The organism is Streptococcus sp. CCH8-C6 (genome assembly GCF_001557225.1).
Taxonomy (GTDB): domain Bacteria; phylum Bacillota; class Bacilli; order Lactobacillales; family Streptococcaceae; genus Streptococcus; species Streptococcus sanguinis_C.
Window position 1 is genome coordinate 154,785 of record NZ_LSJN01000018.1, and the last position, 13,721, is coordinate 168,505.

General features: G+C 42.9%; 14 protein-coding genes and 1 pseudogene. 10 read left to right on the top strand and 5 right to left on the bottom strand.

Features of this window, described 5'->3' with window-relative positions; all coding sequences use genetic code 11:
* The gene (locus tag AX677_RS01665; RefSeq protein WP_060975941.1) at positions 1-1,740 is read left to right on the top strand and encodes an ABC transporter ATP-binding protein; all 1,740 of its coding nucleotides are present in this window, start codon (positions 1-3) and stop codon (positions 1,738-1,740) included.
* Between the two features lie 49 nt (positions 1,741-1,789).
* On the opposite strand, the gene AX677_RS01670 is transcribed toward AX677_RS01665, so the two are convergent.
* Positions 1,790-3,109, bottom strand: coding sequence for a PLP-dependent aminotransferase family protein (locus AX677_RS01670; RefSeq protein ID WP_060975942.1), 1,320 nt, complete (start codon positions 3,107-3,109; stop codon positions 1,790-1,792).
* Positions 3,110-3,148: 39 nt separating this feature from the next.
* On the opposite strand from AX677_RS01670, the gene AX677_RS01675 reads away from it, so the two are divergent.
* On the top strand, positions 3,149-4,015 hold the full coding sequence (locus tag AX677_RS01675; RefSeq protein WP_060975943.1) for a pyridoxamine kinase: 867 nt from the start codon (positions 3,149-3,151) through the stop codon (positions 4,013-4,015).
* Positions 3,996-4,595 (top strand): ECF transporter S component, encoded by a 600-nt coding sequence (locus AX677_RS01680; protein WP_009659447.1) that lies wholly within the window; start codon positions 3,996-3,998, stop codon positions 4,593-4,595. Before AX677_RS01675 ends, AX677_RS01680 begins: the two co-directional genes overlap by 20 nt.
* A gap of 30 nt (positions 4,596-4,625) precedes the next feature.
* Here AX677_RS01680 and AX677_RS01685 read toward each other — a convergent pair whose 3' ends face one another.
* Complete coding sequence (locus AX677_RS01685) at positions 4,626-5,273, bottom strand: hemolysin III family protein (protein WP_002900134.1); 648 nt, start codon at positions 5,271-5,273, stop codon at positions 4,626-4,628.
* Positions 5,257-5,718: a DUF1836 domain-containing protein gene (locus tag AX677_RS01690; RefSeq protein ID WP_032905395.1), complete on the bottom strand. Its 462-nt coding sequence runs from the start codon at positions 5,716-5,718 to the stop codon at positions 5,257-5,259. Before AX677_RS01690 ends, AX677_RS01685 begins: the two co-directional genes overlap by 17 nt.
* Positions 5,719-5,847: 129 nt before the next feature.
* Between AX677_RS01690 and AX677_RS01695 the strand changes: the two are divergent.
* A pseudogene (locus AX677_RS01695) lies at positions 5,848-6,446 on the top strand (VanZ family protein).
* Between the two features lie 12 nt (positions 6,447-6,458).
* Positions 6,459-7,187: a peroxide stress protein YaaA gene (gene yaaA, locus AX677_RS01700; RefSeq protein ID WP_060975944.1), complete on the top strand. Its 729-nt coding sequence runs from the start codon at positions 6,459-6,461 to the stop codon at positions 7,185-7,187.
* Positions 7,188-7,398: 211 nt separating this feature from the next.
* Here the strand turns inward: yaaA and AX677_RS01705 are convergent, their stop codons facing one another.
* Both AX677_RS01705 and AX677_RS01710 read right to left on the bottom strand, forming a co-directional pair.
* The gene (locus AX677_RS01705) at positions 7,399-7,947 is read right to left on the bottom strand and encodes an NADPH-dependent FMN reductase (RefSeq protein ID WP_060975945.1); all 549 of its coding nucleotides are present in this window, start codon (positions 7,945-7,947) and stop codon (positions 7,399-7,401) included.
* A gap of 85 nt (positions 7,948-8,032) precedes the next feature.
* Positions 8,033-8,479 carry a MarR family winged helix-turn-helix transcriptional regulator gene (locus AX677_RS01710; RefSeq protein ID WP_002933417.1) on the bottom strand — a complete coding sequence of 149 codons (447 nt, stop codon included), beginning with the start codon at positions 8,477-8,479 and terminating at the stop codon, positions 8,033-8,035.
* Positions 8,480-8,593: 114 nt separating this feature from the next.
* Here AX677_RS01710 and AX677_RS01715 point away from each other — a divergent pair, with 114 nt between their 5' ends.
* From AX677_RS01715 to AX677_RS01735, 5 genes are all read left to right on the top strand, one after another.
* A complete protein-coding gene (locus AX677_RS01715; RefSeq protein ID WP_060975946.1) occupies positions 8,594-9,082 on the top strand; it encodes a DUF5590 domain-containing protein in 489 nt (162 codons plus the stop codon).
* Positions 9,079-10,260, top strand: a complete 1,182-nt coding sequence (locus AX677_RS01720) for a pyridoxal phosphate-dependent aminotransferase (RefSeq protein ID WP_060975947.1) — start codon at positions 9,079-9,081, stop codon at positions 10,258-10,260. The genes AX677_RS01715 and AX677_RS01720 overlap by 4 nt, the downstream gene beginning before the upstream one ends.
* Before the next feature lie 350 nt (positions 10,261-10,610).
* Entirely contained in the window at positions 10,611-10,976 is a 366-nt protein-coding gene (locus AX677_RS01725; protein ID WP_060975948.1) for a VOC family protein, read from the top strand.
* Between the two features lie 22 nt (positions 10,977-10,998).
* Positions 10,999-12,345 (top strand): asparagine--tRNA ligase, encoded by a 1,347-nt coding sequence (gene asnS, locus AX677_RS01730; RefSeq protein WP_060975949.1) that lies wholly within the window; start codon positions 10,999-11,001, stop codon positions 12,343-12,345.
* 156 nt (positions 12,346-12,501) lie between these two features.
* On the top strand, positions 12,502-13,689 hold the full coding sequence (locus AX677_RS01735) for an MFS transporter (RefSeq protein ID WP_060975950.1): 1,188 nt from the start codon (positions 12,502-12,504) through the stop codon (positions 13,687-13,689).
* The last annotated feature ends 32 nt before the right edge of the window (positions 13,690-13,721 follow it).

Genomic DNA, 13,721 nt, shown 5'->3' on the forward strand with positions numbered 1-13,721 from the left:
ATGAAAAAGAAAGCAACTTTTCATCGCCTCCTAGGCTATATGTGGCGCTACAGGATAGTGAGCAGCATGGCTTTGACCTTCATCCTGCTGACGACTCTGGTCACAACAGCATTGCCGCTTTTGGCCCGCTATTTTATTGATCAATTTATCGGCCGTAACCAAGCCTGGGCTGGCCTGCCTTTGCTGGCTCTTTACTATGGCCTTTTCCTCTTGCGGGTACTTTTTACCTTCTTGGGAAAGTATTTCTTTGCTCGTGTGGCTCAAAGCGTGGTTCGGGACTTGCGACAGGAAAGCTTTGCCAATATCCAGCGTCTGCAAATGGCTTATTTTGATAAAACGCCAGCTGGTGCTATCGTTTCCCGCCTGACTAATGATACTCAGGCAGTAGCAGATATGTTCAGTGAGATTTTTTCTAATTTTTTGAGTTCCTTGCTGATTTTAGTTGTTACTTTGAGCGCTATGTTTGCCCTCAACTGGCAATTGACCCTGATGATCGCTCTCTTTTTGCCTTTGATGGCAGCCTCTATCTTGCTCTATCAGCATCTATCCAATCGTCAGCTGAAGCAGGTCCGGAATAAGCTCAGCGATTTAAATGTCAAGCTATCTGAGAGTATTGAAGGGATGCGGATTATTCAGGCATTTGGGCAAGAGAAGCGCTTGCTGCGGGAATTTGAAGAAATCAACGGTCAGCATTTAGGCTTTACCAATCGCTATCTCAATATCAACAGTCTCTTTCTGAGGCCGGCCATGTCTCTGCTGAAAATCTTGGCTTATGGAGTGATTCTGACTTACTTTGGCTTGACTTGGCAAGTGGTGGGAATTACGGCAGGTATTATGTATGCCTTTATCCAGTATGTCAATCAACTTTTTAATCCTTTGATTGATGTTATGCAGAATTACTCTGTTCTGCAGACATCTATGGTTGCTGCGGAGCGGGTTTTTGAAATCATGGATCGCACAGATTATGAGCCTGAGCAGGCTAACCAAGACTTGCAAATCCAAGATGGCAGTATCGAATTCAAGCATGTCTCCTTTTCTTATGATGGAAAACGTGATGTTTTGCGAGATATCTCCTTTTCTGTCAAAAAAGGCCAGACGATTGCCTTTGTGGGTTCGACTGGCTCTGGCAAGTCTTCGATTATCAATCTCTTTCTGCGTTTTTATGAGTTTGAGGGGGGGCAGATTTTGATTGATGGTCGCGATATTAAAGACTATAGTCAGGAGGAGCTGCGGCGAAAGATTGGACTTGTCTTGCAGGATCCCTTCCTTTATCATGGTACAGTTGCTTCCAATATTCAGCTTTACCAAGAGCAGCTGACGCGAGAAGAAATTATAGAAGCGGCTAAGTTTGTAGATGCTCATGGCTTTATCAGTCAGCTCCCTCAAGGCTATGATGCCCCTGTGACTGAGCGGGGAGCGACTTTTTCCAGCGGTCAACGGCAGCTTTTAGCCTTTGCCAGAACCATCGCTACTAAGCCTAAAATCTTGATTTTGGATGAGGCGACAGCCAATATTGATTCGGAGACGGAGGAGTTGATCCAAGCGTCATTGAGAAAAATGCGGCAGGGACGGACAACCATTGCCATTGCCCACCGTCTGTCTACCATTCAGGATGCCGACTGCATCTATGTCTTAGACAAGGGCCGCATTATCGAATCTGGCAGCCACGAAGAATTGCTAGCTCAAGATGGCACCTATAAGAAAATGTACCAACTCCAGGCTGGGATGATGGAGTCTTGAAAAACCTGATTATAAATGAAAGGTGTAGAATTCCAAATGAATTCTACACCTATTTTAAATAGGCTTTTAATTTCTCTAGATTTTCTTCTAAGTTATCATAAGGCAGCTTGGCGTACTGGTAAGGACAGCTAGCAAGGTAGCTTTGTTCAAAGAAGTCAAGCGGCAGGCTACTATGTTTGAGAGCACTGACGGAAGGAAGTGACCTCAAGTCTAACAAAATGCCGTCCTTGGTCAGATAGCTGGATAGCGGCAGCTGAGCTTGCTCCAGTAGTATCTGCGCCTTTCTTGCTTCCTCTTCTTGTAGCTGCAGCAGCGCCAATCTATTTTTTTCAAACATGAGACTGTCGATGTAGAGCGATAGGGCCTTCTGCATGATGAGGTTGCTGTCATAGTCCACGGCACTTTTATAAGCGATAAAGGTCTTTTGAATCTGGGGCGGAAGGAGCAGGGCGGTGATTCTTAGGGCTGGGAAAAGGCTGGTAGAAAAAGATTTGATGTAGATGACCCGCTGGCTATTGTCTAGATAGTGAAAGGTCAGCTCCCGCCGGCTATCAAAGTCTGATAGGTAGTCATCTTCTACGATATAGACATTATAGCGCTGTGACAGCCGAAGAATCTCTTCCTTGTCTTGCCGGCTGTAGGAGTGGCCTAAGGGATAGTGAAAGCGTGGAATGGTATAGAAAAACTTAATCTTTCCGCTTTGAAAAATCTTCTCCAGCTCTTGCAGATTAATCCCCTGTGGTGTTCTTTCAATGGTTTCATATGGAAGTTTTTGCGCTAGCAGAAGATCATTAATTCGATGGTAGGTCGGCTGCTCCACCAAGATACGATCTTTTTGGTTGGGAAAGTCAATCTGTGAGAGGATATAGAGGGCCTGCTGGGTACCGGAAGTCAGAACCAGCTGTTCCCTAGCAGCATAGACAGCAGAGTCCAGCATCAGTTTTTGCACAGACTGGCGCAAATCCTCCAGTCCTTCCTGCTGAGGGTAGTAGTTGAAGAGATAATTTTCCCGGCCAATCAGAGTTTCATTTACACAGAGTCGGAAATCTTCATAAGCTTGGTGGCGGTCATCCCTCACAGGCAACTCCAAATCCTGCTTTTCTTCCTGAGCATTCTCCAGCACATAGTAGCCGCTTTTGGGAACGGCATAGATGTACTTCTGATACTTGAGCTCAATCAGAGCCTTCTGCGCAGTATCCTTGCTACAGTGATAACGCTCTGCCAGCTTGCGAACAGAAGGGATTTTATGACCAGTAGCCAATTTTCCCTCTTTAATGTCCTTAGTAATTTTATCAATTATGCGTTGGTATTTTGCTTTAACCATGAAACTGTCCCCATACAGATTTGATTTTTTCATATTGTAACTCATTTTCAGATATTTTACAATAGAGAGCAAGTAGGAGGAGTCATGAAAACAAAAACAGTCATTCTGGCCACAGATATTTCTGGCTTAGGTAAGGTTGCCGCAACAGCTGCCCTGCCGCTCTTTGCAATTTGCCAGCTAGAGGTTGCCCTCTTGCCAACCATGATTTTGTCGTCACATACAGGCGGTTTTTCCGACATCTATATGGATGATTACACGCATGGGATGCTTGCTTTTTTGAAACAATGGCATAGCCTGGAGTTCGACTTTTCAGCTCTGGTAATAGGATATTTGAAGTCTGATATTCAGGTGGAAAATTTGCTGCGCTTTAAGAAGGAAAAAAGCTTGCCCCTTATCGTGGATCCTATCATGGGGGATAAGGGAACATTTTATCAGGGATTTTCAGATGCCCATCTAGACCATATACGTCGCCTCTGCCAACATGCCGATTTGGTTCTGCCCAATTTGACGGAAGCCTGTTTGTTGTTAGAAGAATCCTACGAAGAGAGTTTATCAGAAGATAGATGGGAGGACTACTGCAAGCGTTTGGCTGAGTTAGGACCGAGCAAGGTCTTGTTGACTGGCTTGCCGATGAAAGAGAATCAGATTGGTGTGGCCTATTTTGATGCGGCAACAGAGGAGTTTAACCTCTTTTCCAGTCCAGCTCTGCCCCAGCAATTTTTTGGAACGGGTGATATATTGACGACTCTTGTAGCTGCGGCTTTTGTTCAGGAGATTGACATCAAGCAAGCCCTGCCTGTGATTTTGAAATTTATTGAAAAGAGTTTGGCACTTAGCTTTAAAGAGCAAATAGATCCAAAGAAGGGCGTTTTTTACCAGCCCTATCTAGGAGAGCTTTTCGCTGATTTTCAAGCCTTAATGGAGGAAAAATATGAAGAAACAAACACTTGATTTGCAAACCTTAACCATGATTAGTTTATTTGCTGCTTTGATATTTTTGAGCATTCAGTTTTTTAAAATTCCTGTCGGAGCTCAGTTTATTCACTTTGGAAATGCACTGGTGGTAGTGGGCTGTCTGATTTTTGGCAGTAAACTTGGTTTTTTAGCGGCTGCTATCGGATTGGGAATATTTGACTTGCTAAATGGTTATGCAGCGGAAATCCCAGTTATCTTGTTAGAAGCACTTGCGGTGGCCGCGGTGATTCATTTTCTGTATGAAGAACTTTTTCAGAGAAAGGATAAACTAAGAAATATTCTTGTGACAGCAGTAGCAGCAGCTTTGGTGAAGATTGTACTCAATATCTTCAAGTACACTCTGACAGGAACACTGTTTGGCGGGAGTAGTTTACCAGCAGCCTTTTTACTGGCAGTAGCTGAGATTACTGGTACATTTGGCTCCAGTCTAGCCACAGTCATCGCTGTTCCAATCTTATATCCAATCTTTAAGCAAGTCAGAAAAGCGCATAAGCAAAGAAGACCACTGAAAAGTAAGGATGAATCAATAATCAGCATAAACAAAGAAACCGTCTGAGAATTCTCAGACGGTTTTTGTGTTTCTCTCTTACATAAAGTAAACGATAGCAAGGTATTGAAGGGCAGAGGCCGCTAGGATGAAAAGGTGCCAAATCATATGGAAGTAGGGCTTCTTTTGAGCATAGAAGCCAGCTCCTACAGTATAGCAGAGGCCACCAGCCAGCATGAGTCCCCAGAAGACAGGTCCGGTTTGACCGATAATCTGCGGAATGATAAAGACGACCAGCCAGCCCATAATCAGATAGAGAGCCAAGCTGAATTTTTCATTGACCTTCTTAGCGAAAATCTTATAAAGAATGCCAAAGATGGTCGTGCCCCACTGGATAGCAATGATGAGATAGCCAAACCAGTTATTCATCAGCGACAGCACGACAGGCGTGTAGCTGCCAGCGATGGCGATGTAAATCATAGAGTGGTCAATAATGCGCAAGATATATTTGTGGGTCGAGCCATAGGACATAGAGTGATAAACTGTCGAGGAGAGGAACATGAGAAAGAGGCTGATGACAAAGATAGAAGTTCCGACAGCAGCCACCAATCCGTGCCCTTCATAGCTATAAATGGCCGAAATAGGCAGCAGAATCAGCATCAGAACAGCCCCTACCGCATGTGTAACAGCGTTGGCAATTTCCTCTCCAAAGGATAGTTTTTTACTGAGTTTAAGCGCGTAGTTCAAGGTTTTCTTCCTCCTCATTTGGTACTTGGATTAGGGATAAGGTCTTTTGATAGAGTTTGACCGTCTGGCAGGCAGTGGAAATGATGGGTGCCACCTCTAGTTTATTGTCATTCATGTAGTCAACGAAGTCATCATAGAGCTCTCGCGAATCTGCTGATTTATGTAGCATATTTAAAGTAGCAGAGATTTCCTGGATAGAAAAGACCGTTTTTAAGGTCGTAATGGCAATCAAGCGAGCTACTTGGCGGCGTTGGTATTTTTTCTTGACCGGCTTAGCAATATAGCCATGCTTGACATAGTTGTTAATCATAGAAGCGGTCAATCCCTTGTCAGCAGCTGAAAAGGAAGAGCCACAGACATTGTTTACATAGAGCAGAACCTGGTCCAAATATAGCTCCAGTTCTGGTAATTCGTCCCACTTGGGAAAAACTTGTTGAGCGTTCAAATCTTTATCACTTTCTTATCTAGTCTTTATAACTAGATGATAACATCTCTGTAAATCAAAGTCAAGCAAAAAATAGAATGTCCCTTTGAAATTTGATATAATTTTAAAAAGAAGAAAGGGAGGTTTCATATGAAAAAACAAACAATCTTTGATATGGCATCCTTCCTAGGCAGTCTGATTTTTTGGTCTTGGCTCTATATGAGCTTTTTTATGCCTATGTAGCCCTTGTCTTTTACAAGAATCAGCCAGAATGGAACCTGCTGATACCAGCTTCTATCATCCTAACATTGACAGCGATTAGCTCACTTTTTATTCGTGGCCTCTACAGTCGGCACATTCCTCGTTGGCTGGTGCTAGCCAGTTACACCCTTTATTTTCTCATTCTATTCTATGCGCTCTTTTTGAAAAATATCGGCAGGCAGGGCTTCAGTCTGGACCTTCAGTCTTTTACCTATAATTGGATTTATGGAGATAAGCTGGTACCGACCATGAATATCATTATGTTCATTCCGCTGGGCTTTCTCTGCAAGCTATCATGGAAACATTTAGCTTATTTTACCTTGGCTATCAGTCTGGTTGAGGGGAGCCAGTATCTCTTTCACCTTGGCATTTTTGACTTGGGTGATATCTTGACCAATCTGCTAGGCTTCATCATCGGCAGCTATCTACTAGAGACAGCCTTGGGTAAATGGGTTGTCCGCCATATTCACTACATATTCACTAAATGAAAGAAGGAAACTATGAAAATTCTTATCCCAACTGCGAAAGAGTTGAATCTAACTGCTCCATCTGCAATCCCTAATCCATTTTCAGAACAAACTCAGGCTGTGTTGGATGAGTTGGCAACCATGCCAGTAGCTGACTTGGCATCATTTTATAAAATCTCCCCAGAAAGAGCGGAGGTAGAGTGGCAAGCCATTCAGACTTTGCGAGAAGGAACTGCGCAGCATGCTCCAGCACTTTATCTATTTGATGGCCTTATGTACCGCCATATCAAGAGGCAGGACTATACCAAGGAGGAAAGTCAGTATATCGAGAAGCATCTTGCCATCACATCAGCGCTTTACGGTGTCATCCCAGCCCTGGAGCCCATAGCTCCCCATCGCTTGGACTTTATGATGCCACTCAAGTTAGATGGGAAGAGTCTCAAGGCATTTTGGAAAGAAGCTTATAACCAAGCTCTGGCAGAAGATGAGATGATTTTCTCCCTCCTGTCCAGCGAGTTTGAAACGGTCTTTTCCAAGGAAATCCGTCAGCGCATGATAGGTTTCAAGTTTCTGGAAGACCGAGGCGGCAAGCTGAAAGTCCATTCGACTATTTCTAAAAAAGCGCGTGGCGACTTTTTAACAGCTCTAATAACTAACCAAGTGACAGAAGTCGAACAGATGAAAAAATTAAGCTTTGCTAGCTTCACTTACCGACCTGATCTATCTAGTGAACAAGAATTGGTTTATGTGAAGGAAGTGTAGAAGAGATATTTATATAAGGAAAAAGCATTCTTTTTATATGTGAAATGAAACAAAACACTTTAAAAGTCTTAAATTTTATTTGTCTCTTTAAAAGTACTAAAATGGCGACTGTTTTGATGAATCTCATACTAAAACCCCTCGCAATTTTTGCGAGGGGTTAGTGTCTTATAAGTTTTCTTTTCTTTTCTTTTCTTTTTATAATCGTCTCTTTTTAGTTAATGGCTGCTAAAAGAGCATCAGCCTGGGCTGAGAGTTCAGCAAGTTTGTCTTCTGCGACAGTCAGTTGTCCAGTTCCCCATGCTTCTGGGTTGATACCAACTCCTGTGAATGGTTCTACCACGTTCATACGGATGAAAGGCAGCAGGCTGCGGTAGTGTTTGAATACTTCATCTGGTGATGTGCCGTTAGCTACAGATGAAACAGTAACAACCTTAGCATTCAGAGCAGATGGGCCAGTTGGGTCTGACAGATCCAGAGCGCGTGAAGTCCAGTCCAAGAGGTTTTTCACTACTCCTGGAATAGCCCAGTTGTAGACAGGTGAGAAAATCCAGATGGCATCAGCGGCCAAAATTTCTTCACGAACCTTAGCAACAGCAGCTGGAGCAGGACTTTCGATGTCTTGGTTGAAGAATGGTACATCTTTGTAATCAAGATATGAAACTTCTGCCTTGCCAGCCAAAGCTTTTTCAGCTTGCTCAGCCAATTGGTGGTTGAAAGAACCTTGACGAAGCGAGCCGACGATGAATAATACTTTAGACATTGCATTGTCTCCTTTTTTATAAAATAAAGAGATATTTCTCTTGTTACAATATATGTTACAACATTAATTACTAGTTAGCAATTATTTAGCTCAATTTTTTGAAATTTTTTAGAATGCGAATCAAATCCTGCTTATCGTCTTCTTCGAGAATGGACAGAGCTTGCTGAATATTTTTAATATGATCAGGCAGGGCAGCTTCAATTTTAGCTCTGCCTTGTTTCGTCAGACCAATCAAAAAAGCCCGGCGGTCATTTGGGTCGCAGGTGCGGACAATCCAGCCGTCGCGTTCCATATTTTTGATGACGACAGTCATGTTGCCAGAAGTAGCCAGTATACGGTCAATCAGGTCCTGAATACGCAGCTCTCCTTTGCTGTATAGGGTTTCTAAGACGGAAAACTGAGTAGGAGTCAAATCATGCTTTTTAAAAATTTGGGCTTCAATGGCACGGATAGTTCTTTCTGCCTTATGAAAGACAATCATGGTTTTCAAATCAAGCAGAGTTTCTTTGCTTAAATCGTCTGTAATCTTCATAACAATATTTTACCAATAAATAGTATCATATGCAAGGATATTGCTTTAGAATTTTGCGAATATTCTCATCAAAAAAAGATAGAAAAATAGGAGTATTTGTAGTATAATGACGGAGTGAAATGTAAAAATAGAAATAAAGCCAGTTTTCCAATTTGGCAATACCTTATCGGTATTTTTATCGTTCTCAGCGTTCTTGTCTTTTCATTTTTTGCAGTTTTGCAAGTATCCATGCAGCCGAGACAGTCAGCTAAGGAAACAAGCAGACGTTTGGCCGAGGAATATGCAGATCTTGAAAAAGTTGACTCATTTGCCATCTACAATGGGCAGGAATCCTACTACAGTCTGCTTGGCAAGACCAGTAAAGGTGTTGAAAAAGCTGTTTTGATTGCCAAAGATTCCAATGAGATTCGGGTCTATCGACTAGATCAAGGTGTCAGTCAGGCTGAGGCGAAGAGCATTGCCAAGGAAAATGGAGCAGGAACTATTGATAAGGTGACCATGGGCTATTTTCAGGATCAGCCCATCTGGGAAGTCAAGTCGGGAGGCACCTACTACCTGATTGGTTTTGAAAGCGGACAGTTGGTCAGCAAGGAGGGACTATGAAAATATCAAATCGTGTCTTAAAGATGGAAGAAAGCGTGACTTTAGCAACAGCAGCGCGTGCTAAGGCTTTGAAAGCACAGGGGCGGGATATTCTATCTCTGACTCTGGGAGAGCCAGATTTTCCAACGCCTAAGAACATCCGAGATGCGGCTGTAGCAGCTATTGAGGATGGACGTGCTAGCTTTTATACGGTGACTAGCGGTCTGCCAGAGCTAAAAGAAGCTGTAGTTGAGTATTTTGCTAACTATTACGGTTACACCATCCAGCCCAATCAAGTGACGGTGGCAACCGGAGCTAAATTCTCCCTCTACACTTTCTTTATGAGTGTGCTTGACCCAGGTGATGAAGCTATCATTCCAACGCCTTATTGGGTCAGCTACGGCGACCAGATTAAGATGGCTGAGGGAACTCCTGTTTTTGTCCAAGCCACTGAGGAAAATAATTTCAAGGTAACGGTGAAACAGTTGGAAGCTGCTCGTACTGATAAGACCAAGGTCTTGGTTTTGAACTCGCCGTCCAATCCGACTGGTATGATTTATACAGCGGATGAGCTAAGGGCGATTGGGAACTGGGCTGTAGAGCATGACATTCTGATTTTGGCAGATGACATCTATGGACGGCTGGTTTATAACGGTAATAAATTCACACCAATTTCCAGTCTATCTGAGGAGATTCGCAAGCAGACGGTGGTCATCAATGGTGTCTCTAAGAGCTACTCCATGACAGGCTGGCGGATTGGCTATGCAGTTGGTGAGCCGGAGATTATAGCAGCTATGAGTAAGATTGCTGGCCAGACGACCTCTAACCCGACAGCAGCGGCTCAATATGCAGCTATCGAAGCTCTGACTGGCAGTCAGGAAACGGTTGAAACCATGCGTCAGGCCTTTGAAGAGCGTCTGAATACTATTTATCCACTCTTGGCTCAGGTGCCAGGATTTGAAGTGGTCAAGCCACAAGGGGCCTTCTATCTCTTTCCAAATGTCAAGAAAGCCATGGAAATGAAAGGTTATACAGATGTGACTGACTTTACGACAGCTATTTTAGAAGAAGTTGGCGTGGCTTTGGTGACCGGAGCAGGCTTCGGTGCTCCAGAAAATGTCCGTCTTAGTTATGCGACGGATTTGGATACGCTCAAAGAAGCCGTTCAGCGTCTGCAGCAATTTATGGAGAGTAAATAGGGCTCTCAATCTTAGACTGCTTTCGAAGATTTATAAACAATAGATAAGGATGGACTCAGAGTTCGTCCTTTTTAGTTCCCCTAAACTGCATTGGCAAACAATTTGATAAAGTTGTAAAAGAATATAGATTATAAGCATATGAGGTTTTTTCCAAACAATTGTTTTCTTAGATTACTTTATTAATTTATAATATAACACTCTCGAAAATTAGATATCTTTTAAAAAGATTTTTGATTTTAGCCTCTTCAAGGATAGCTATTGCAATCGCTTTATGGTAAAATATAGAACAGATGTCCAAAAGATTTGTCTTGAAATAAAGTGACATTTAGCAACCAATCTAGGAGGCAGATATGATTGATCATTTTGGGATTACAGTCAAGGATTTGGAAGCCAGCAAGCTCTTTTATCAGCAAGCTTTGGAGCCATTGGGCTACAAGATTGCCTTTGAAATTCCTCAGGCAGTCAGTTTTGCAGAACCTCGGACGGCTCCAGCTGGAGATTTTTGGTTAAGTCAGGGGCAATCAGATGCATCTCATTTTGCCTTTCGTGCAGAGACTAGGGAGCAGGTGGATGCTTTTTATCAAGCTGGCCTTGCGGCGGGTGGCAAAGATAATGGCGCCCCGGGTATTCGTCCCCAATATCACCAGCCTTATTATGCAGCCTTTGTCTTGGATCCAGATGGTAATAATGTCGAGGCAGTCTGTCATAAAGAATAAAAAATAGAAAAGAGAAAAAAACGTGTCAAAGAAAATCGTAACAATTATTGATGTGAAAAATTATGTTGGTCAAGAAGTGACCATCGGTGCTTGGGTTGCCAATAAGTCAGGTAAGGGTAAGATTGCTTTCTTGCAGCTGCGTGACGGAACAGCCTTCTTCCAAGGGGTGGCCTTCAAGCCTAACTTCATCGAGAAATTTGGCGAAGAAGAAGGATTGGCGAAGTTTGATACGATTAAAAAGCTTAGCCAAGAAACTTCTATCTATGTGAGAGGGATTGTCAAGGAAGATGAGCGCTCAAAATTTGGCTACGAGCTAGACATTACAGATATCGAAATCATCGGTGAGTCAAATGACTATCCAATCACGCCTAAAGAACATGGAACGGATTTCCTCATGGATAACCGTCACTTGTGGCTACGTTCTCGTAAGCAAGTTGCAATGATGCAAATCCGCAATGCCATCATCTATGCTACCTATGAATTCTTTGATAAGAATGGCTTTATGAAGTTTGACAGCCCAATCTTGTCAGGAAATGCAGCAGAAGACTCAACTGAACTCTTTGAAACAGACTACTTCGGAACTCCAGCATACTTGAGTCAGTCAGGTCAGCTTTATCTGGAAGCAGGTGCCATGGCTCTTGGTCGTGTCTTTGACTTTGGTCCTGTATTCCGTGCTGAAAAATCAAAAACCCGTCGTCATTTGACTGAGTTTTGGATGATGGATGCAGAGTACTCATACTTGACACATGATGAGTCACTTGACTTGCAAGAAGCTTATGTTAAGGCTTTGATCCAAGGTGTTCTTGACCGTGCTCCTCAAGCTTTGGAAACCTTGGAACGTGATGTAGAACTCTTGAAACGCTATATTGCAGAGCCTTTCAAGCGTGTTAGCTATGATGAAGCGATTGACCTCTTGCAAGCGCATGAAAATGATGAAGATGCAGACTACGAACATCTGGAACATGGAGATGACTTTGGTTCACCGCATGAAACATGGATTTCAAACCATTTTGGTGTACCAACCTTTGTCGTGAACTACCCAGCAGCTATCAAGGCTTTCTACATGAAGCCAGTTCCTGGAAATCCTGACCGTGTCCTCTGTGCAGACTTGCTTGCTCCAGAAGGCTACGGTGAAATCATCGGAGGCTCTATGCGTGAGGAAGACTACGATGCCCTTGTTGCTAAGATGAATGACCTTGGTATGGATACGACAGAATATGAATTTTACCTTGATCTTCGTAAGTATGGAACAGTTCCACATGGTGGCTTCGGTATCGGTATCGAGCGTATGGTAACCTTTGTGGCAGGGACCAAGCATATCCGTGAAGCCATTCCATTCCCACGTATGTTGCATCGTATTAAACCGTAAATCAATGAAAACGCCCATGGGGCGTTTTTTCAGCAATGAACTATGAAATAATCCAAATATAGAATTTTAGAGAAAGAAGAGGTGGAGATCATGTAAACAGCGGATTAACAAGTGATAAAGGATAGAAATTAGAAAACACTTGTTAAAGGAGAAAAGATGTTTAAAAGAAGTTATCGAAAAAATATCGGTCTTATGGCCGGAGTAGAATTTTTTGCCTTTCTAGGCATTACTAGTTTTTGGATTTTATTTCTAAGTCAAAACGGCATGTCCCTTTGGCAGATTGGGCTTTTGGAAAGTATTTTTCATGCTACCAGCGTCATTTGTGAAATTCCTTCTGGGATGTTGGCGGATCGCTTTTCCTACAAGACCAATCTGTATCTGAGCCGGATAGCTGGGATTGTGTCTTCTGTTCTCATGTTGGCGGGACAGGGGAACTTTTGGGTTTATGCATTGGCTATGGTGATTAGTGCTTGGTCCTATAATTTTGATTCGGGGACAAGCGCAGCCATGGTTTATGATTCATCTGTGGAGGCCGGACTCAAGGAACGTTACTTATCCATCTCCAGTTTTATGTCGGGGGTGGCTGAAGCGACCCGGTCTTTGGGAACGGTCTGGGCTGGATTTTTTGTCCATGGACAATTGCATCTGACCTACTATATCATGATTGGCACCTCTATTATCGTTCTTTTCTTGACCTGGATGTTGAAGGAGCCAAGTGTCAAAGCAGAGAAAGCAGAACGCCTGACTATGAAAAAGATTATCTGGGATGTCAAAGAGGAGTTGCAGAGAAATCCCAGCCTTTTTATCTGGATGATTCTGTCCCAAATCATCGGAACGCTGATGTGTATGTTTTATTTTTACTATCAAAATCAATTGCCGGACTTAAAAGATTGGCAGATTTCGGTAGTCATGCTAATTGGCAGTGCTTTGAATATCTTGGCGGTCTATCTGGCGAGTGTGATTGGAAAGAAGTATTCTGCCTTAAAACTCTTTCCTTCAGTAGTTCTTTTAACTGGAGTAAGCTACCTGCTGTCTTATTTTGGAACGCCAATCATCTATATTTTGATTTATCTAATCAGCAACGCCTTGTATGCACTCTTTCAGCCGATTTTTGACAATGATTTACAAAAGCAGCTGCCAAGTGAAGTACGGGCGACCATGCTCAGTGTTTATTCTATGATGTTCAGCCTGAGCATGATTGTCATTTTCCCTGTGACAGGCTGGTTGATTGATTACTTCGGCTTCGATTGGACTTTTATAGCTCTGGGCATATTTTTATTAGTAGCGACACCATTTTTGTATATGGGTCTAAAGAAAATAAGCCAGAACTTACAAGAAGTCTAAGATTAATGTTCTCTTTCTGCTGGTCAGAAGGA

What these genes read in the sequence shown, in the direction of transcription:
- AX677_RS01725 (WP_060975948.1), top strand. Translation starts at nt 10,611, where the DNA reads ATGATTGATCATTTTGGGATTACAGTCAAGGATTTGGAAGCCAGCAAG.
- AX677_RS01675 (WP_060975943.1), top strand. Translation starts at nt 3,149, where the DNA reads ATGAAAACAAAAACAGTCATTCTGGCCACAGATATTTCTGGCTTAGGT.
- AX677_RS01670 (WP_060975942.1), bottom strand. Translation starts at nt 3,109, where the DNA reads ATGAGTTACAATATGAAAAAATCAAATCTGTATGGGGACAGTTTCATG.
- AX677_RS01735 (WP_060975950.1), top strand. Translation starts at nt 12,502, where the DNA reads ATGTTTAAAAGAAGTTATCGAAAAAATATCGGTCTTATGGCCGGAGTA.
- AX677_RS01710 (WP_002933417.1), bottom strand. Translation starts at nt 8,479, where the DNA reads ATGAAGATTACAGACGATTTAAGCAAAGAAACTCTGCTTGATTTGAAA.
- AX677_RS01665 (WP_060975941.1), top strand. Translation starts at nt 1, where the DNA reads ATGAAAAAGAAAGCAACTTTTCATCGCCTCCTAGGCTATATGTGGCGC.
- AX677_RS01720 (WP_060975947.1), top strand. Translation starts at nt 9,079, where the DNA reads ATGAAAATATCAAATCGTGTCTTAAAGATGGAAGAAAGCGTGACTTTA.
- yaaA (WP_060975944.1), top strand. Translation starts at nt 6,459, where the DNA reads ATGAAAATTCTTATCCCAACTGCGAAAGAGTTGAATCTAACTGCTCCA.
- AX677_RS01705 (WP_060975945.1), bottom strand. Translation starts at nt 7,947, where the DNA reads ATGTCTAAAGTATTATTCATCGTCGGCTCGCTTCGTCAAGGTTCTTTC.
- AX677_RS01680 (WP_009659447.1), top strand. Translation starts at nt 3,996, where the DNA reads ATGAAGAAACAAACACTTGATTTGCAAACCTTAACCATGATTAGTTTA.